Annotated in this window: 16 protein-coding genes; 4 read left to right on the top strand and 12 right to left on the bottom strand. The window is 71.5% G+C overall.

Going from position 1 to position 16,945, the window contains the following annotated elements; translation table 11 throughout:
- Positions 1-12 precede the first annotated feature (12 nt).
- Positions 13-240 (top strand): hypothetical protein, encoded by a 228-nt coding sequence (locus ACE3Q8_RS08310; RefSeq protein WP_374469796.1) that lies wholly within the window; start codon positions 13-15, stop codon positions 238-240.
- Here ACE3Q8_RS08310 and ACE3Q8_RS08305 read toward each other — a convergent pair.
- Positions 237-986 (bottom strand): VOC family protein, encoded by a 750-nt coding sequence (locus tag ACE3Q8_RS08305; RefSeq protein WP_374469795.1) that lies wholly within the window; start codon positions 984-986, stop codon positions 237-239. The two genes, ACE3Q8_RS08310 and ACE3Q8_RS08305, sit on opposite strands and share 4 nt — an antisense overlap.
- Complete coding sequence (locus tag ACE3Q8_RS08300) at positions 986-1,336, bottom strand: MmcQ/YjbR family DNA-binding protein (protein ID WP_374469794.1); 351 nt, start codon at positions 1,334-1,336, stop codon at positions 986-988. The genes ACE3Q8_RS08305 and ACE3Q8_RS08300 overlap by 1 nt, the downstream gene beginning before the upstream one ends.
- A gap of 131 nt (positions 1,337-1,467) precedes the next feature.
- Between ACE3Q8_RS08300 and ACE3Q8_RS08295 the strand changes: the two genes are divergently transcribed.
- Positions 1,468-1,662, top strand: a complete 195-nt coding sequence (locus tag ACE3Q8_RS08295; protein WP_374469793.1) for a hypothetical protein — start codon at positions 1,468-1,470, stop codon at positions 1,660-1,662.
- On the opposite strand, the gene ACE3Q8_RS08290 is transcribed toward ACE3Q8_RS08295, so the two are convergent.
- The 7 genes from ACE3Q8_RS08290 to ACE3Q8_RS08260 all read right to left on the bottom strand — a co-directional run bounded on the left by ACE3Q8_RS08290 (position 1,659) and on the right by ACE3Q8_RS08260 (position 9,662).
- On the bottom strand, positions 1,659-3,422 hold the full coding sequence (locus tag ACE3Q8_RS08290; RefSeq protein ID WP_374469792.1) for a gamma-glutamyltransferase family protein: 1,764 nt from the start codon (positions 3,420-3,422) through the stop codon (positions 1,659-1,661). The two genes, ACE3Q8_RS08295 and ACE3Q8_RS08290, sit on opposite strands and share 4 nt — an antisense overlap.
- A 100-nt stretch (positions 3,423-3,522) precedes the next feature.
- Positions 3,523-4,938 (bottom strand): M20 family metallopeptidase, encoded by a 1,416-nt coding sequence (locus ACE3Q8_RS08285; protein WP_374469791.1) that lies wholly within the window; start codon positions 4,936-4,938, stop codon positions 3,523-3,525.
- A 74-nt stretch (positions 4,939-5,012) separates the two neighbouring features.
- A complete protein-coding gene (locus ACE3Q8_RS08280; RefSeq protein ID WP_374469790.1) occupies positions 5,013-6,317 on the bottom strand; it encodes a S1C family serine protease in 1,305 nt (434 codons plus the stop codon).
- 60 nt (positions 6,318-6,377) lie between these two features.
- Positions 6,378-6,719 (bottom strand): VOC family protein, encoded by a 342-nt coding sequence (locus ACE3Q8_RS08275; RefSeq protein WP_374469789.1) that lies wholly within the window; start codon positions 6,717-6,719, stop codon positions 6,378-6,380.
- A gap of 65 nt (positions 6,720-6,784) precedes the next feature.
- Complete coding sequence (locus tag ACE3Q8_RS08270; protein ID WP_374469788.1) at positions 6,785-7,981, bottom strand: aspartyl/asparaginyl beta-hydroxylase domain-containing protein; 1,197 nt, start codon at positions 7,979-7,981, stop codon at positions 6,785-6,787.
- Positions 7,982-8,019: 38 nt separating this feature from the next.
- Complete coding sequence (locus tag ACE3Q8_RS08265) at positions 8,020-8,682, bottom strand: methyltransferase (protein ID WP_374469911.1); 663 nt, start codon at positions 8,680-8,682, stop codon at positions 8,020-8,022.
- A 38-nt stretch (positions 8,683-8,720) separates the two neighbouring features.
- The gene (locus tag ACE3Q8_RS08260) at positions 8,721-9,662 is read right to left on the bottom strand and encodes a fatty acid desaturase family protein (protein WP_374469787.1); all 942 of its coding nucleotides are present in this window, start codon (positions 9,660-9,662) and stop codon (positions 8,721-8,723) included.
- A gap of 208 nt (positions 9,663-9,870) precedes the next feature.
- On the opposite strand from ACE3Q8_RS08260, the gene ACE3Q8_RS08255 reads away from it, so the two are divergent.
- A complete protein-coding gene (locus ACE3Q8_RS08255; RefSeq protein WP_374469786.1) occupies positions 9,871-11,739 on the top strand; it encodes an ATP-binding protein in 1,869 nt (622 codons plus the stop codon).
- On the opposite strand, the gene ubiA is transcribed toward ACE3Q8_RS08255, so the two are convergent.
- Entirely contained in the window at positions 11,736-12,659 is a 924-nt protein-coding gene (gene ubiA / locus ACE3Q8_RS08250; RefSeq protein ID WP_374469785.1) for a 4-hydroxybenzoate octaprenyltransferase, read from the bottom strand. The two genes, ACE3Q8_RS08255 and ubiA, sit on opposite strands and share 4 nt — an antisense overlap.
- A gap of 361 nt (positions 12,660-13,020) precedes the next feature.
- Here ubiA and ACE3Q8_RS08245 point away from each other — a divergent pair, with 361 nt between their 5' ends.
- Positions 13,021-14,814: an ABC transporter ATP-binding protein gene (locus ACE3Q8_RS08245; RefSeq protein ID WP_374469784.1), complete on the top strand. Its 1,794-nt coding sequence runs from the start codon at positions 13,021-13,023 to the stop codon at positions 14,812-14,814.
- A gap of 1 nt (position 14,815) precedes the next feature.
- Here ACE3Q8_RS08245 and ACE3Q8_RS08240 read toward each other — a convergent pair whose 3' ends face one another.
- Positions 14,816-16,015 (bottom strand): winged helix-turn-helix domain-containing protein, encoded by a 1,200-nt coding sequence (locus tag ACE3Q8_RS08240; protein ID WP_374469783.1) that lies wholly within the window; start codon positions 16,013-16,015, stop codon positions 14,816-14,818.
- Between the two features lie 94 nt (positions 16,016-16,109).
- Positions 16,110-16,874 (bottom strand): polyphosphate kinase 2, encoded by a 765-nt coding sequence (gene ppk2, locus ACE3Q8_RS08235; protein ID WP_374469782.1) that lies wholly within the window; start codon positions 16,872-16,874, stop codon positions 16,110-16,112.
- Between the last annotated feature and the right edge of the window lie 71 nt (positions 16,875-16,945).

Raw genomic sequence — 16,945 nt, 5'->3', positions numbered from 1 at the left:
TAGGATGGCCCCATGACGACCCGGATAGACCTCGACGACCTGCCGCCGAAGGTGGCGGCTCAGCTCACCGGCGCGGCCGAGGGCGAGGCGGTGCTGCTGGTGCAGGGCGGGGTGGTGGTCGCCCGGCTGCTGGCCGGACCGCCGGAAGCCGCAGCCCCCGAGGCGGCGCCGGCCTCTCCGGAGGACCACGCTGCGGAGGTGTTCGAGCAGTTCCGCGCCGCGATTGAGGACGAGTTCTAGGCCGCCACCAGGTTCACGCGGGTCCCGCAGAGCGCCACCTCGCCGCCGGGCCCCAGCAGCCCGCGCGCCTGGGCCGCCGCGCGGACGACGGCGGGATCCCGGACGGCGACGTCGAACGCGCCCAGCCCCTCCCCTCGGCCGTCGCCTGGGGCGACGAACCGTAGCTCGCCGGCGTCCAGCGGGATCCTCCAGCCGCCGCCGGCCCGCTGGGCCTCGCGGGCCAGCACCTCGCCCCACCGCCGGGCCATCCGCTCGGGATCGAACCCCTGCAGCTCCGCCGCGACCACGCCCATCGAGACATCGGTGCGGACGTGGTCGCGCCAGACCGGGCCGCCCCAGCGCCACTCCCCGCGGGTCGGCATGGAGTCCACCGAGAGGATCGCCCCGCCGATGTCCTTGGGATGCACGTGGCTCATCACCACGCCGTCGAAGTCGGCCTGCTCGATCACCCGGGCGCCGGCGCGGGCGACCTGGGCGCGGGCGTCCAGCCCGTCGTCCACCTGCAGGATGACCATATAGCCGCCGTCGCCGCCGCGCTTCTCCAGCAGCCGGCCGGCGGTTGTTCCCGACTGCCTCGGCGAGACGACCTCCAGGAACGTGTCCCCCACGGGGAAGACCGCGTTCCGCAGCCCGAACTTGCCGACGCCTGGATCGTCGTAGGCGTAGTCGACGCCCAGCACGGCGCGGATCTCGTCCGCCGCCCGGTCGAGGTCGGCGGCCACCAGCGCCACCTGCCGCAGCCGCATCACGCCCCGGCCTCCGCGTGGTCGTACGCCCGGACCAGCTTCTTGGGCGCGATCCTGCGCCAGCGTCGCGCCAGGAAGTTGCGCAGCGAGCCGGGGTGCAGGCTCTCCAGCCGCGCCAGCACGCAGGGGTAGTCGCGATAGTGCGGTGTGAGGTGGAAGGTGGCCGGCTCGGCCTCCATCAGCATCTCCCGCTCGTCGAACGAGACGTCCATGAGCACGAGGCTCGAATCCTCGGCCCGGAGGCGGGTGAAGAACTTGCCGTTCACCTTGAAGGCGGGCTGGCCGTAGCTCTGGCCCTTCTCCGCGCCGGGAAAGGCGAGCACGATGGCCTCCATCTCGGCCTCGGTCATGGCGTCCTCCCGTGCTTTGGGGCGAGGTTAGCAGACCGTCGGCGGGGTGCGGCAGCCGGTCTTACGTATTTGTACGCAATTGGCGGTTGCGAGAGGTCGGCGCACATCAGGGGCGAGAAACGAGATCGCCCATGTACCGCCTCCGCGTCATCCACGAAGGGACCTCGCGTCCCACCGAAACGATCAGCGTCGAGGCGGCCGCCGAGGTGCTGTCGGCGATCCCGGCGTTGCTGGCCCGCCACCGCGACTGCCTGCGGATCGAGGTGCTGATGGGCGACACGCGCCTGTTCGCGGTGGATTGCGACGGCGCGCGGCTGGACGGCTAGTACGCGAGGGCGACGCCGTCCTTGCGCATCTCGGTGGCGGCGGCGTAGCGGCCGGGCCAGCGCTCGACGGCCTGGTAGCCGCCGAAACCGCCGTCAGGCTCGCCCAGCTTCCAGCCGATGGCTGCAAGCTGGCGCTTCGCGGCGGCCGGCACGCCGGTCTCCAGCCTGAGCAGGCCCTTCACGTCCATCTGCTCGCCGGTGGGCTCCATGCCGCCCTCGTGGTGCCAGCGCGGTGCGTCGCCGGCTTCCTGCACGGCGAGGCCATGGTCCACCATGTTGGAGATGATCTGCGCCTGGCCCTGAGGCTGCATGTCGCCGCCCATGACGCCGAACGCCAGCCACGGCTCGGTCCCACGTGTGGCGAAGCCCGGGATGATCGTCTGGAAGGGCCGCTTGCCAGGGGCGTAGACGTTCGGGTGCCCGTCGGTCAGCGCGAAGAGCTCGCCGCGGTCCTGGAACATGAAGCCGAGGCCGTCGGGCGAGAGGCCCGAGCCCATGCCGCGATAGTTGGACTGGATGATCGACACCATCATGCCGTCCGCGTCGGCGGTGGTGAAGTAGGTGGTGTCCCCGCGGCTCGGCGCCTGGCCCGGGAAGATCGGGTCGAGGATGCGGTCGGGCCGGATAAGCTTCGCCCGCTGGGCGGCGTAGTCCTTGGAGAGCAGCCAGTCGAGCGGCGCCTGGTAGAAGGCGGGATCCGCGTAGTGGCGGGCGCGGTCCTCGAAGGCCAGGCGCTTGGCCTCGACGGCGTGGTGGATCGAGGCCGCCGACTGGAAGCCCATCTTCTTCACGTCGAAGGTCTCGAGGATGTTCAGAAGTTGCAGGGTGGCGATGCCCTGGCTGTTGGGCGGCAGGCCCCAGACATCGACCCCGCGGTAGTTCACGCTCCGCGGCTCCACCCACTCCGAGCGGTGGGCGGCGAGGTCGGCGCGGGTCATCCATCCCCCGATGCGGCGGAAGTAGCGCTCGATCCGCTCAGCGATCTCGCCTTCGTAGAAGGCGCGGCCGCCGCCGCGGGCGATCTGGCGGTAGGTCGAGGCGAGGCCGGGGTTGCGGAAGATCTCGCCCTCGCGCGGCGCGCGGCCATCGGCCGCCCACACCGCCTTGAAGTTCTCCACCTCCTCGATGCCCGCGCCTACGCGGGTGAAGTTCCGGAAGCTGCGCTCCAGGTAATAGGCGACGTTCTGGGTGACCGGCAGGCCATCCTCGGCGTGCGCGATGGCTGGCGCGAACAGTGTCGCCCAGGGGAGCTTCCCGTAGCGCTGGTGCAGGGTCCACCAGGCGTCCACGGCGCCCGGGACGCTGACCGAGACGGCCCCGTAGCTCGGGATCAGGCCGTTCTTCGCCCGCGACCTGACCGTCTCCAGGCTGAGCCCGCGCGGGCTGCGGCCGGAGCCGTTGAGGCCCACCACCTTATTCTGGCGCGGGTCCCACAGCATGACGAAGCAGTCGCCGCCGATGCCGCAGGCGATGGGCTCGGCGAAGCCAAGGATGGCGTTGGCCGCGATCGCCGCGTCGATGGCCGAGCCGCCGGCCCGCAGCATGTCGAGCGCGGCCAGCGTCGCCAGGGGATGCGCCGTGGCCGCCGCGCCGTTCCGCCCCCAGGCGGCCGAGCGGCTGGCGAACGTCGCCCCGTCGATCCGGTCGCCCGGCCCCACGTCCGGCCGGTTGCGGTTGGCATTCTCGGATCGGCTGTCCGCCAGCGCCGGAGCGGCCAGGGCGGCGGCGGGAAGGGCGGCGAGGAAGGTGCGGCGGCGCATGCGGACTCCCGAGGCTGGCGCCGCAGGTTTAGAGCGGCCGGCCGTGCGCAGGGAAGGGGCTCCCTCTCCCGCGCCGCCGCGAGGGAGAGGGAATGGCCGGTCAGCGGCGCTCGCCGTGCGCCGCCAGGATCATCGCCGAGCAGGCGGTGACCCGCTTGCCCATCTCGATGTGCAGGAATTCGTTCGGACCGTGGGCGTTCGAGCGTGGGCCCAGCACGCCGGTGATCAGGAACTGGGCCTCGGGGAACCTCTCCCCCAGCATGCCCATGAACGGGATGGTGCCGCCTTCGCCCATCATCACGGCCGGCCGGCCGAAGATCTCTTGCGAGGCTTGTTGCACGGCCGTGTCGAGCCAGGGCGCCAGCGTCGGCGCGTTCCAGCCGGGGCTGGACTGCTGACCTTCCCAGGTGACCTCCGCCCCTTGCGGCGGCTCTGCGGTGAGCGCGGCGGCCAGCGCCTGCTGGGCCCGGGACGGGTCGGCGGTGGGCGGCAGGCGGACGGAGAGCTTCAGGGTGGTGGCGGGGCGCAGCACGTTGCCGGCCTGCTCGGGCTCGGGCAGGCCGCCCGCGCCGACGACGGCGAGCTGCGGCCGCCAGGTGCGGTTGAGGACGAGCTCCGCGCCGTCCGACAGCGCGGGCTTCGTGCCGCCGGCGAACGGGAACTTGCGCCAGACCTCCTCGCCCAGCACCTCGGCGGCGGCCTGCGCCTGCTGGCGCCGCTCCGGCGGGATCTGGACGTTGAGTTCGGGCAGGCGCACCTCGCCAGTGGCCTCGTCCTCCAGCCGCTCCACCAGCGCGCGCGCCAGGCGGAAGCTGTCGGGCACGATGCCGGACGCGTCGCCGGAGTGAACCCCCTCGTTGAGCACCTGCACGGTGAGCAGGCCGCCGGCCAAACCCCGCAGCGAGGTGGTCAGCCAGAGCTGGTCGTAGTTGCCGCAGCCGCTGTCCAGGCAGATCACCAGAGACGGCCTTCCGATCCGGTCGGCCAGGTGTTCGACGTAATGGGGCAGGTCGTAGCTGCCGCTCTCCTCGCAGGCCTCGATCATCACCACGGCGCGGCCACGGCGGACGCCCTGGCGTTGAAGGGCGAGCAGGGCGGTGACGCTGGCGTAGATGGCGTAGCCATCGTCCGCGCCGCCGCGGCCATAGAGCTTCCCGTCGCGCAGCACCGGGGTCCAGGGGCCCAGGCCCTCGGTCCAGCCGGTCATCTCGGGCTGCTTGTCGAGGTGGCCGTAGAGCAGGACGGTGTCGTCGGTGTCGCCGGGCGCCTCGATCAGGATCATCGGCGTTCGGCCTTCCAGGCGGACGACCTCGAGGGTCGCGCCCGGCAGCTCGGCGAGCTTGCCCTGCGCCCACCGGACCATGTGGTCGACGGCGCGGTCGATGTGGCCGCTGGCCTGCCAGTCCGGGTCGAAGTGCGGCGACTTCGCCGGGATGGCCACGTACTCCATGAGCTCCGGGACGATCTCGTCGTCCCAGGTCTGCCCGACGAACTGGTTGAGAAGGGAGATGTCCACGCGACGCCTTTCTGTTCAGGCGCCCCTTAGACCCAGGCCGCTTGCAGCGGAAGGCCCTTGCCGCCGCCCCCGCGTCAGGACACGGGCTGGAGCGCCAGAGCCTTCAACGCCTCGGAGATCGGGATGAACAGGTTCAGGCCCGAGGGGATGTCGCCGCGCTGGTAGCTCGAGACGGTGACGGCGACGACCGCGCCGTTCTCGTCCAGCAGCGGTCCGCCGCTGTTGCCGCCGTTGATGACGACGTCGCTCTGGATGAACGGCTGGCCTTCGTAGGTGCGGCTGGCCGAGACGATGCCGCGGGTGACCGTCCCCTGGAACTTCTCGTCCAGCGGCGTGCCGATGGCGAAGACAGTATCGCCGACGCCAGGCTGGCCGGTCCGCAGGGCAAGCGGCTTGCGGCCGGTGGCGTCCACCTTGATCAGGGCCACATCGCGGCGGCGGTCGACGCGCACCACCTCGCCTAGGCTCTCGGAGCGGTCGGCCCAGCGCACCTTCACATACTTGGCGCCGCCGACCACGTGCTGGTTGGTGAGCAGATAGCCGTCCTGCGAGACCAGGAAGCCCGAGCCATGGCCGTCGCCGGTCAGGATCGCCGCGACCGACTCACTGGCGCTGGCGATGGTGCGCTTGCCCGGCGCGGCCGGCCGGAGCGCGATGGGCGTCAGGGCGGCGGGCGCCGCTGCGGATGCCGAGGGGCCGGGTCCCGCGCCCGTGACCACGCGGCGGAACTCCTCCGAGGCGAGGAGCAGACGGGTGTTCTCCCCGAACGCGTCGAGGATGGCCGGCACGACGCTGTCGTTTAGCCGCTCCTTGGAATTGAAGCCGCCCGACGTGGTGATCCGCGCCACCACCTTCCGCTCAAGGTTGGAGTAGATCTCCCAGTGCGCGGTCATCAGCACGGTCGCCGGGACACCGGTCGGGTTGAGCGGGTGTGGGCAGTCAATGCAGAATCGGCCCTGGATATCGTCGACCAGGACCGCGACCTTGAAGTCTGCGGCGCCGTCGGCATCGTCGAAGAGGCTCTGGGATCCTCCGCCTGCAAAGCCTGCCGTCGCCAGTTCGCGGTCGAAAACACGCGCGAACGAGGCCGTCTGGCCGTCGAGGCGGCCGCCCTGCCAGGTAAGCATCGTATCCCCTTCCGGGGGGATCCGGATCGTGGGGATGGTTCTGGAGTTATAGGCGAGCGCCCAGGCCTCACCGTCCTTGGGGTGGATTACGATCCTCGCGAACTCGACCGGGCGCACCTGGATCCCGGCCGGCAGCGGCTGGACCACCCTCGGCGCGGCGGCCTGCAACCGGCGCAGCGTTCGGTAGTCCGCGCCTTGCGCCCCGCTCGCCACCAAGGCGACCGCCAGTCCCGTCACGATGGCAAGCTTCATGGTTCTTCCCCCCAGGTGTTCCGCCCAGCCTAGGCGCGACACGTCTAACGTGTGCTTAAGTCAGCCCTCGCTCCAGACCGCCAGCTCGTTGCCGCTCGGGTCGCGGAAGTGGAAGCGGCGGCCGCCCGGGAAGCTGAAGATCGGCCGCACGATCGCGCCGCCGGCGGCGCGCACACTGGCCTCCATGGCCTCGAGGTCGTGGGCGTAGAGCACCACCAGCGGCTTGCCAGGCTGGTTTGCGGCGTCGGCGTCGAAGCCGCCGTCGAGCCCCTCGCTCATGGCCGCGTAAGAGGGGCCGTAGTCGGTGAACGCCCAGCCGAAGGCCTGTTCGTAGAAGCGTTTCAGCGGGATCAGGTCGCCCGCCGGAAGCTCCACATAGTCGATCTTGCCGTCTTCACGCATGTCTCTCTCCGTCTTGCGGCGGAGCTTAGGCGAGAGACCTCGCCCGTCAAGAACGAAAAGTGAACTCAGGTGTCCGGAACGGTGACCTGGCCGCCGCCGTAGCTGTCCACCGCCTGCAGCACCGCGCCGACCAGTTCGCGCTCCTGCTCGCTGAGCTCCGGCCGCCAGATGTCGAAGATCAGCACCACCCGGAGCTGGTCCGGATTGCGATTCCAGGCCTCGTGCTCGATGGAGTCGTCGAAGACGCAGGCCTGGCCCTCGACCCAGGGCCGCGTCTCGGCCCCGACCCGCATCCCGCAGCCGTCCGGGACGATCAGCGGCAGGTGGCAGATGTAGCGGGCGTTCATGAAGCCGTGGTGCGGCGGGATGTGCGCGCCCGGCCGGAGCAGGGAGAACAGCACGGACGGGGTACGGGCCGGGATCCGGCAGAGCGGGGCGCCTTCCAGCGCGGCCATGGTGGCCGGGCAGCGGGCGGCGTTCTGCGGCACGGGCGCGCCGGCCTCCCACAGGTAGAAGGCGCTCCAGCCCGGGTTCCCCAGCATGCCGTGGCCATCGAAGAACGGCCGGTCGGCGTCGGCCTTCACGTAAGGGGCGAAGGCGCCGTCCTCCTCGAGCACCTGCAGCAGCTCGGTGCGGATGGCCGGCGTCGCGGCCTCCACCTTGTCGAGGAACGGGAAGGCGGCGCGCTCGGCCCACCAGATGTTCGGCAGCTCGGGGAAGTAGAAGCCCTTGGGCTGCTGCAGGTAGAGCGGCGTCTTGCCGAGCAGCATGTCGACGGCGATCCGCAGGCGCCGGCCCTCGGGCGAGTTCAGCCCCTTGGGGCCGAGCTCGTCTTCCAGATGGGCGGCGTAGGCGCGGGCGTAGTGCTCGCGCATCTCCACCGCGCGGCCGACCTCCGCCTGCAGGGCGGGCTCCACCTGGCGGGCCGCCTGCGCCACCTTGATGACCGCGTCGTAGAAGGCGGCGGCCGCGCGGGCGTCCCCGGCCCGGGCATAGTTGTCGGCGCTCATGGACAACGCGCGCAGGTCGCGGGGATCGAGCTGCAGCGCCGCCTGCAGCGCCTCGCGCTCGCGGGCGTCCTCGCCGAGCTGGCGTTCGGCCATGGCGATGCCCAGGAAGACGGCGGCGTTCGGCTGGCCGTGGGCGACGATCCGCCGGAACTGGACCGCGGCCTCCGCGGGCCGGCCCTGGCGGAGCGCCGCGGCGCCGTCGCGCCAGGCGGCCTGCAGGTCGGCGGGTGTGGGGACGGCGCTCTCGCTCATGATCGGAAGAGGCCTTGCGCCGGGGCGGTGGGTCAAGCTCAGGGCAGGGCCCAGACGGCAGTCTTCTTGACCTCCATGTCCTCCAATTCGCGGGTCGTGGGCACCTGGTACTCCGCGAGCTTCACCAGGCCCTCCCGCGGGAAGTAGCTGCGGCCCGGGTCGCCGATCAGGACCGTGGCCCCGCGCGCCCGGGCCGCGCCGAGCCAGCGCATGACGCGCTCGGCGAGCGGCTTCTCGTAGCAGATGTCGCCGGCCAGGATGACCTCGGCCCAGGCCGGCGGCGGGGCGTCCAGCAGGTCCTCGCCGGTAAACTCCGCGCCGACGCCATTGGCCTGGGCGTTCAGGGCGAGCGCCTCGCCGCAGAAGACGTCGATGTCGGCGGCCAGCACGCGCGCGGCGCCCGCCTTCAGCGCGGCGATGGCGACGATGCCGGAGCCGGAGGCGAAGTCGACCACGTTCTTACCGGCGACCAGGTCCGGGCTGTCGAGCACATGGCGGGCCAACGCCTGGCCGCCCGCCCAAGCGAAGGCCCAGAAGGGCGGCGGCAGGCCGATCTCGGCGAGCGCCTCCTCGGTCAGCCGCCAGATGGGGGTGATCTCGTCGGCCAGGCGCAGGACGAGTTCGGGCGTGTGCGGCGGCGCCTGGAGCCGTGTGTTCTCCAGGATGAAGCCGCGGCGGGCCTCGGGCGTGGGGGCGATCATCACCGGGTGCAACGCCCGGGGCTCCGAAAGGCCCAAGCTCACGCCGCGCGGCGCTCCGGCCGGCTCGCCGCCATGGCCAGCACCGCGGCGTAGCCGGGGGCCGTCAGCATCCGATCGAGTGTCCCGCTCCGGCGCAGCAGACGGTGCACCTTCGGCAGATTGTAGCAGGGCACATGCATGAACATGTGGTGCTCGCAGTGGTAGTTGACCCAGTAGGGCGCCAGGAATGCCCGCTCGATCAGGTTCGCCCGCGTGGTTCGGGCGTGGCGCAGCGGGTCGGGCTCGTCCTTGGCCACGCAGGCGTGCTCGGCGATGTTTCGCAGGCGGGTGACCATGGGCAGCCAAGTGGCCTGCGGCAGCAGCCACAGCACCGGCCACACCCACCAGAGGCCGACCGGCGCGGTCACGGCGATCGTCACCACCATGCCGGTGAAGAACCGCCGGCGGCGGACCACCGCCTCCTTCAGAATCGGCCACAGCGGCTCGCCGGGCTTGCGGTCGCGGATCTGGGCCACGAGGCCGGCCCACTTCTGCTTGTAGTAGGTCTGGCCCGTCAGATCGCGCAGGATCTTCCGGCGCAGCGAGGTGCGAGTGATCGGGAACGGCGCCGAGAGGACAAGGTCCGGGTCCTCCGCCTGCTGAGCGAACTTATGATGTCCGAGGTGGTAGGGACGGTAGGGGCGCAGGTCGCCCGTGGTGAGGTGGTCGCCCACCCAGTCGTTGACCTTCAGGTCCGGGTGCAGAGCGGCGTGGGCCGCGTCGTGCATCAGGATGGCGAGGCCGAGCTGGCGGGCGCCAATGATCGCCACGGCCAGCGGGATGGTCAGCGGCCAGGCGACGGCCATTCCCATGGCCAGGCCGATCACGGTCCAGGCGTGCGCCACAAGCGCCAGCCCCTTCCACGATGAGCGGCGGGCCAGCGGCGCCCATTCCTCGGGGGTGAAGAAGGTCTTCGGATCGACGCGGGCGGCGGCGGGCATGGCGGCATTGTACGACGGCGTGGGATCGGCGAACAGTCGTTCGGATGCCGGATCCCTAGCCTGGCAAGTATCTGAGCGGGCTCGCAAATCGCCGCGCTGCGTTCGTCGAAACTTAAGGTTCGCGCGGTGAAGCTCCAATCACGGCCAGGTGGGGGAGGGCATGACGGCGGGGGAAGCAGCGGACGACGCGCGGGGGACTGCCGCCTTCGTGTCTGACGGGCTGGAACGCCGCGTCGTGGCGGCCTGCCTCTGGGCGACGGCCGCGGTCCTGACGCTCATCTTCGCCATCTACCAGCTCAGCAACTGGTCCAGCGACCGGGTCGGCCTGGCCAGGGCCTCCGGCCAGTTCGCCGCCGCGATCGCCGCCGACGCCCGCGCCGCGGCCGAGGGCGACGCCGCCGCGGCGGTGGAGGTGGGCGCCGCGTTGCACGCCCGCCCCGAGGTGGTGGCGATCAGCTATTTCCATGCGGACGGCCGGCGGTTCAACGTCGGCGCCGTCGATCCCGACTCTCCCGCGCTGCGGGCCCGTCACGCGCTGGAGCCCTCCCAGGCGTTCCGCGACCCCGGCGTCGTCGTCCACGAGCCTCACTTCGTCGGCGGCGAGTGGGTGGGCGAGGTGGTGATGCTGGTGGACGACCACGGAATCATCATGGTGCGGGTGCGCAACGTGGCGATCGCCGTGTGCCTGTCGGCGCTGGGGCTGGCCGGCGCCGCGTTCATGACCCAGCGCCTGGCGCGCCGGGCGCTGGCGCCGCTGCGCGAGCTCAACGAGGCCATGGAGGCCGCCGCCGCGTCCCGCGACTTCAGCGCCCGGGCTCCCATCGTGCGGCGCGACGAGGTGGGCCAGCTCACCCGCAACTTCAACCGCCTGATGGCGGCGCTCGAGACGTACGACGCCAGCCTGAACGGCGCGCTCGCCGAGGCGACCCAGGCGCGCGACACGGCCGAGCAGGCCAACGCGCTCAAGTCTCAGTTCCTGGCCAACATGAGTCACGAGCTGCGCACGCCTTTGAACGGCGTGCTGGGCATGACCCAGGTGCTGCTGATGGATGATCTGTCGCCCGTCCAGCGGGAGCGGGTCGAGACGATCGACAGCTCCGGCCGCGCCCTGCTGTCGGTCCTCACAGACATCCTCGACCTCTCTGCCATCGAGGGCGGCCGGATGGCCCTGGCGCACGAGGCGTTCGACCTGGAGACCCTGGTCTGCGACGCCGTGGCCGCGGCCCGCGCCCTGCAGATGTCCGACCGGCTGACTCTGTCGGCGAACGTAGACGCGCAGGCCCGCGGCGGCTGGATGGGGGATGCGGGGCGGCTGCGCCAGATGCTGTTCCACCTCACGGCCAATGCCCTGAAGTTCACCGAGAGCGGGGCCGTGCACGTGAACGCCGGCCGCGGCCTCAACGGGGAGCTGACCCTGGCGGTGGCCGACACCGGTCCCGGCATCTCCGCCGACCGGCTGCCGGGGCTGTTCGAGAGCTTCGTCCAGGGGGACGGCGGCGCCACCCGGCGTGTGGGGGGCGCGGGCCTAGGCCTGACCATCTGCCGCGAGCTCGCCACGCTGATGGGCGGCCGCATCGAGGTGTCGAGCACGCCCGGACGGGGCAGCGTCTTTACCCTGACGCTGCCGCTCAAGCGGGCGCGCGCCCGGCTCAAGGAGGCCGTCGCTCCGAAGCCCGCTTCTGACGCGGCCCGGCCGCTGCGGGTGCTGGTCGCCGAGGACAACCAGACCAACCAGCTCGTCGTCCGCAGCGTGCTCTCGGCCATGGGGGCGGAGCCCAGCGTGGTGGACGACGGCCGCTGCGCCGTGGAGGCCTGGGAGACCGGCGTCTTCGACCTCGTGCTGATGGACATCCAGATGCCTGTGATGGACGGCGTGGCCGCCACCCGGGAGATCCGCCGCCAGGAGCGCAAGCGCCGCCTGCCGCGCACCCCTATCCTGGCGCTCACCGCCAACGTCCTGCCGCACCAGCAGATGGAATACCGCACCGCCGGAATCGACGGCGTGCTGGCCAAGCCGATCCAGCTTCCCGAGCTGCAGGCGGCGCTGGAGGGCGCCCGCGGCCGGCGCGCGGCCTAGGCCCCGAAGCTGCCCGCGACGATCGCGGCGAACAGGATCAGCCCGGCCCAGGCGTTCGACTTGAAGAGCCGCAGCGCCAGCACCGGCCGGTCGAGCCGCACCTTGCGCGCCTGGTCGAGGAGCCGGATGGCGTAGAGCAGGGTGAGCACCTGGAAGCCCCAGCCCAGGCGGGCGACCCAGCCGGCCGCGAAGGCCAGCGCCAGGGCCACGAGGTAGAAACCGGCGACGCCGCGGGCCACGTGCGGGCCCAGCCGCCGAGCGGACGACTTCACCCCGGCCAGCGCGTCGTCCTCCAGGTCCTGCACGGCGTAGATCGTGTCGTAGCCAAGGGTCCAGAAGATCCCGGACGCGTAGAGCAGCAGGGCCGGCGCCCCGACATGGCCGGTTGCCGCGGCGTAGCCCAGAAGCGCGCCCCAGTTGAAGGTGAGGCCGAGCCAGGCCTGTGGCCACCAGGTGATCCGCTTCATGAACGGGTAGGCGGCCACGAGCGCCAGAGAGCCCACGCCGAGGGCGATCGCCACCGGCGGGAAGGTCAGCAGGATGGCGAGCGAGACGAGGCAGCAGCCGATCACGAAGCCCCAGGCCTGCTTCACGCTGATCTGCCCGGACGGAATCGGCCGGCCGGCCGTGCGGGCCACCTGGGCGTCGAAGTCGCGGTCGACGATGTCGTTGTAGGCGCAGCCGGCGGCGCGCATCAGCGCGGCGCCCAGGAAGAACAGGACGAGCAGCTTCCAGTCCGGCCGCAGCCCCTGCTGGGCGGCGGCGAGCGCCACGCCCTGCCATCCGGGCAGCATGAGCAGCCAGATCCCCGCCGGCCGGTCGAACCGGCCGAGCTTCAGCCAAGGTCTGAGCGCCGCCGGCGCATGCCGATCCACCCAGTTCTTCGGCGCGGCGTCGGGCAGGGGCGCGGTCTGGACCATGCGCGGGGCCTTAGCAGACCTTCGCCTGTGGCCGAAATGCCGCGCGGCGACCGGCGTTCTGCGGACCGCCTTGACCAGTTCATTAACCGCGCCTAGCTTCCCCCGCCTCTGAGGGCTCAAACGAGGAGGGACGATGACGACCTATCCGTTCGCACCGACCTTCCGCGTAAAACCCGCCGGGCCGCCGCCGCACCTCTAACTCGCCCGGACAGCTTCGTCCGCAGCGCGCCTGCGCGAAGCGATCCCGCATGCCCGCGGCCCACCCGCCTGGCGTCCCCGCGAGCCATCCCCATTTCCCGCCTCCGCGCGCCGCGCGCGCTCCCGATGGAGCGCCCGTCGCGCCCACACCCGGTTTCTCCCGATGTCCGACGCTTACGACGACGAGGACGAAGACGCCCCCCGCGCCAGAGTCCTCACCAACCGCGAGATGCTCGCCTTCCTGTGGCGACACTGGATGAGCGCACCCGGGCGGTTCGCGCTGATCATGGCGGTGTTCTTGATCTCGACCTTCTGCGACCTGGCGATCCCCTGGGCCGCCGGCGCCCTGGTGGACGCCGTGTCCGCGCCGGAGCGCAACGTCGGCCAGGCCTGGCAGGCGTGGGCCGGCCTCACCGGCCTTTACGTGGCGTTCTACATGCTGCGCACGGGGGCCTTCCGGATCACCAATCCGTTCTACACCCAGATCATGTCGCAGATCGTGCGCCAGGGCTTCGCCCGGGTGCAGGCGTTCTCAGCCGACTGGCACGCCTCGAACTTCGCCGGGGCCACGGTGCGCAAGGTCAGCCGCGCCATGTGGGGCTACGACAGCGCCTCGGACGCCCTGATGCTGATGCTGGTCCCCACCCTCGTGGTGCTGGGCGGCCTCGCCATCTCCATGGGCCTGCGCTGGCCGGTCGCCGGCCTGTTCGTGGCGGTGATCGTGGCGGTCTTCGCAGTCTACAACGTGGTCACCGCCGTGCGGTACACCCAGCCGGCCAACCGCTACTCCAACATGCTGGACTCCAGGATCGGAGCCTCGCTGGCCGACGCCATCGGCGCCAATGCGGTGGTCAAGTCGTTCGGCGGCGAGCCCCGCGAGGAGGCCCGGCTGGCCGAGGTGGTCGACCAATGGCGCGCGGCCACGACCCGCACCTGGAACCGCTTCAACCTGGTGGGGCTCGGCCAAAACGCGCTCCTTATCCTGCTGCAGGGCGGCCTGACCGGCTTCCTGCTGCACGCCTGGTCGCAGGGCCGCGCCAGCCCGGGCGACGTGGCCTTCGCCATCACCTCCTTCATGCTGATGGCCGGCTACATGCGGAACTTCAGCGAGATCACCCGCATGCTGCAGAAGGGCCTGGACGACATGTTGGACGTGGCGGTGTTCATGCAGACCCCGCCTCAGGTGATCGACCGCCCGGGCGCCCCGGCCTTCCATGGCGAGCTCGGCGAGATCGTTTTCGACCGTGTGACGTTCGGCTACGCCAACCAGGGCGGCGCGCTCTACCAGGACTTCTCGCTCGAAATCGCACCCGGGCAGCGGGTGGCGCTGGTCGGACCTACGGGCGCCGGCAAGTCGACGTTCGTGAAGCTGATTCAGCGTCTCTATGACCTGCAGGGCGGCCGGATCCTGGTCGACGGCCAGGACATCGCCCATGTCAGCCAGGGCTCGCTTCGGCGGTCCATCGCCGTGGTGCCGCAGGACCCCGCCCTGTTCCACCGGACGATCGCCGAGAACATCGCCTACGCCCGGCCCGACGCCACGCCCGGCGAGATCGAGCTGGCGGCGCGGCGCGCGCGCGCCCACGACTTCATCGCCCGCCTGCCCAGGGGCTACGACACCCTCGTGGGCGAGCGCGGCGTGAAGCTGTCGGGCGGCGAGCGCCAGCGGGTGGCCATCGCCCGCGCCTTCCTGGCCGACGCCCCGATCCTGGTGCTGGACGAGGCCACGTCCTCCCTGGACGTGGAGACCGAGCGTCAGGTGCAGGCCGCCATCGAGGAGCTGATGGTGGGCCGCACCACCATCGTGATCGCACACCGGCTGTCGACCATCCGCGGCGCGGACCGGATCCTGGTCTTCGAGAACGGCCGCATCGTCGAGGAGGGCCGCCATGCGGACCTCGTGCAGCGCGGCGGCGCCTACGCGCGCCTGCACGCCGTGACGGAGGGTGTGGCCTAGGTCAGAGCGCCGCGGCCAGGGCCGGGGCGAGATCGCCCCTGGGCTGGACCTGGACGCGTTCGAGGCCGAGCCAGGCGGCCATCAGCTTCAGCTCGGCCCCGAGACGGGCGGGCGTATCGGGCGTGGCCCAGGGCTCAGCGTGGGCGGCCTGGACCAGCAGGGCGGAGGCCTTGCGGTCGGCCTTCAGGTCCACCCGGGCGGTGAGGGCGTCGCCCTCCAGGAACGGCAGGACATAGTAGCCGTGCTGGCGCTTCTCGGCCGGGGTGTAGATCTCGATCCGGAAGCGGACGCCGAACATCCGCTCGGTGCGCTCGCGGAACCAGATCAGGTTGTCGAACGGCGAGAGCAGGGCGTGCGCCTCGACCCGCCGGGGTTTGCGCGCCGCCGGATCGAGGTAGGCGGGCTCCCGCCAGCCCTTCACCCTCACCGGGACGAGGTGGCCGGCCTCGACGAGTTCGGCGACCCGAGCCTTTGCGTCGGCGACCGGCAGCCGGAAGTAGTCGCGCAGGTCCCGCTCGGTGGCGAGGCCCATGGCGCGGGCGGCGGTCTTCAGGAGCTGGCGCTGGGCCTCGTCGCGCGGCGGGGTGGGGAGGTCGAGGATCTTCCGCGGGATCACCTTTTCCGGCAGGCCATAGACCCGCTCGAACGTCCCGCGCCGGGTGGCGGTGGTGAGCTCGCCCGCCCAGAACAGGCCCTCCACCGCCCGCTTCGCCTCGCTCCAGCCCCACCAGCCGCCTTCGCCCTTGTGGCCCATCTCCAGCTCCGACGCGGAGATCGGACCGCGGTCGCGGATCTCGTCCAGCACCCGGTCCACGAAGTCGCGCCGCTCGCGCAGGAAGCGGGCGATCCCCTTCCAGACGCCGACCCCGTCGCGCGCGTCCTGCATGCGCCAGCGCAGCAGCGGCTGGGCGGCGAGCGGCAACAGCGAGGCCTCGTGCGCCCAGTATTCGAACAGCGGCCGCGTCTTCGCCCAGGCCAGCTCCTCCAGCAGCGGCCGCGGGTAGGCGCCGAGCCGCGAGAAGGCCGGCAGGTAGTGGGTGCGCGAGACCACGTTGACGGAGTCGATCTGCACCACCCCGAGCCGCTCGATGGTCTTCAGGAGCTCGCGCTTGCCGGGTGCGGCGGGGCGCGCGGCGGCGAAACCCTGGGCGGCGAGCGCGATGCGGCGAGCCTGGACGGCGGAGAGGGTGTCGGGTTTCACGTGCGCTCCGCCAGTCGTGGGTCCATGGCCAGATTCTGGCGGCAAGCTTAGCCTTCGAACAAAGGTGGAACAACGCCGCCAGCGGAGCGACGGCCTACCGCTCGAGGCGCCCGTCCGTGAGGGCGGCGGGCTCGAATTTGAACAGCACCTCCGGATCGGGGTCCCGGACCCCGCGGGCGATGTCCGGCGGCGCCAGCACCTTCAGCAGGTGGCGCATGATGTTCAGCCGGGCGCGCTTCTTCTTGTCGGTGTGGACGATGGTCCACGGGGCCTCGGGGCAGTGGGTTCGGGTCAGCATCTCGTCGCGGGCGGCGGTGTAGGCGTCCCACTTCTCCTGGGCCACGGCGTCCAGCGGGCTGACCTTCAGCGCCTTGAGCGGATCGGTGGTGCGGGCGGCCAGGCGCTTGGCCTGCTCCCCGCGCGAGATGTCCAGCCACAGCTTGACGATCTGCACCCCGCCGTCGGTGAGCATCCGCTCGAACGGGATCACGTCGCGCAGGAAGACCTCCTGGTCCTCGGGGCTGGCGAAACCCATCACGCGCTCGACGCCGGCCCGGTTGTACCAGGACCGGTTGAGGATCACGAGCTCGCCTGCCGCCGGCAGGTGGGGCGTGTAGCGCTGGAAGTACCACTGGGTCCGCTCGCGCTCGGTGGGCTTGGGCAGCGCCACCACGCGGGTGTTGCGGATCGACAGGTGCTCCACGATCCGCTTGATCGCGCCGTCCTTCCCCGCCGCGTCACGGCCCTCGAAGATCACCAGGTCCTTCTCGCCCGCTTCGATGGCGTACTGCTGGAACTTCACGAGCGCGATCTGCAGCTCGCGCTCCTCGGTCTCGTAGGCGTCGTCGTCGTAAGGCATGGGGCGTGAACGCTTTCGGCTCCATCCGGCTCAACGCAACATGGCAGGGGATGACGAGCGGAAGAAGGGAA

The organism is Phenylobacterium sp., from assembly GCF_041913825.1.
In the GTDB taxonomy this organism is placed as follows: Bacteria; Pseudomonadota; Alphaproteobacteria; order Caulobacterales; family Caulobacteraceae; genus Phenylobacterium.
The sequence above is the reverse complement of the archived record's forward strand: the minus strand, read 5'-3'. Positions and strand labels throughout refer to the sequence as shown.

What these genes read in the sequence shown, in the direction of transcription:
- ACE3Q8_RS08310 (WP_374469796.1), top strand. Translation starts at nt 13, where the DNA reads ATGACGACCCGGATAGACCTCGACGACCTGCCGCCGAAGGTGGCGGCT.
- ubiA (WP_374469785.1), bottom strand. Translation starts at nt 12,659, where the DNA reads ATGGTCCAGACCGCGCCCCTGCCCGACGCCGCGCCGAAGAACTGGGTG.
- ACE3Q8_RS08245 (WP_374469784.1), top strand. Translation starts at nt 13,021, where the DNA reads ATGTCCGACGCTTACGACGACGAGGACGAAGACGCCCCCCGCGCCAGA.
- ACE3Q8_RS08280 (WP_374469790.1), bottom strand. Translation starts at nt 6,317, where the DNA reads ATGAAGCTTGCCATCGTGACGGGACTGGCGGTCGCCTTGGTGGCGAGC.
- ACE3Q8_RS08275 (WP_374469789.1), bottom strand. Translation starts at nt 6,719, where the DNA reads ATGCGTGAAGACGGCAAGATCGACTATGTGGAGCTTCCGGCGGGCGAC.
- ACE3Q8_RS08300 (WP_374469794.1), bottom strand. Translation starts at nt 1,336, where the DNA reads ATGACCGAGGCCGAGATGGAGGCCATCGTGCTCGCCTTTCCCGGCGCG.
- ACE3Q8_RS08270 (WP_374469788.1), bottom strand. Translation starts at nt 7,981, where the DNA reads ATGAGCGAGAGCGCCGTCCCCACACCCGCCGACCTGCAGGCCGCCTGG.
- ACE3Q8_RS08295 (WP_374469793.1), top strand. Translation starts at nt 1,468, where the DNA reads ATGTACCGCCTCCGCGTCATCCACGAAGGGACCTCGCGTCCCACCGAA.
- ppk2 (WP_374469782.1), bottom strand. Translation starts at nt 16,874, where the DNA reads ATGCCTTACGACGACGACGCCTACGAGACCGAGGAGCGCGAGCTGCAG.
- ACE3Q8_RS08305 (WP_374469795.1), bottom strand. Translation starts at nt 986, where the DNA reads ATGCGGCTGCGGCAGGTGGCGCTGGTGGCCGCCGACCTCGACCGGGCG.
- ACE3Q8_RS08260 (WP_374469787.1), bottom strand. Translation starts at nt 9,662, where the DNA reads ATGCCCGCCGCCGCCCGCGTCGATCCGAAGACCTTCTTCACCCCCGAG.
- ACE3Q8_RS08265 (WP_374469911.1), bottom strand. Translation starts at nt 8,682, where the DNA reads ATGATCGCCCCCACGCCCGAGGCCCGCCGCGGCTTCATCCTGGAGAAC.
- ACE3Q8_RS08290 (WP_374469792.1), bottom strand. Translation starts at nt 3,422, where the DNA reads ATGCGCCGCCGCACCTTCCTCGCCGCCCTTCCCGCCGCCGCCCTGGCC.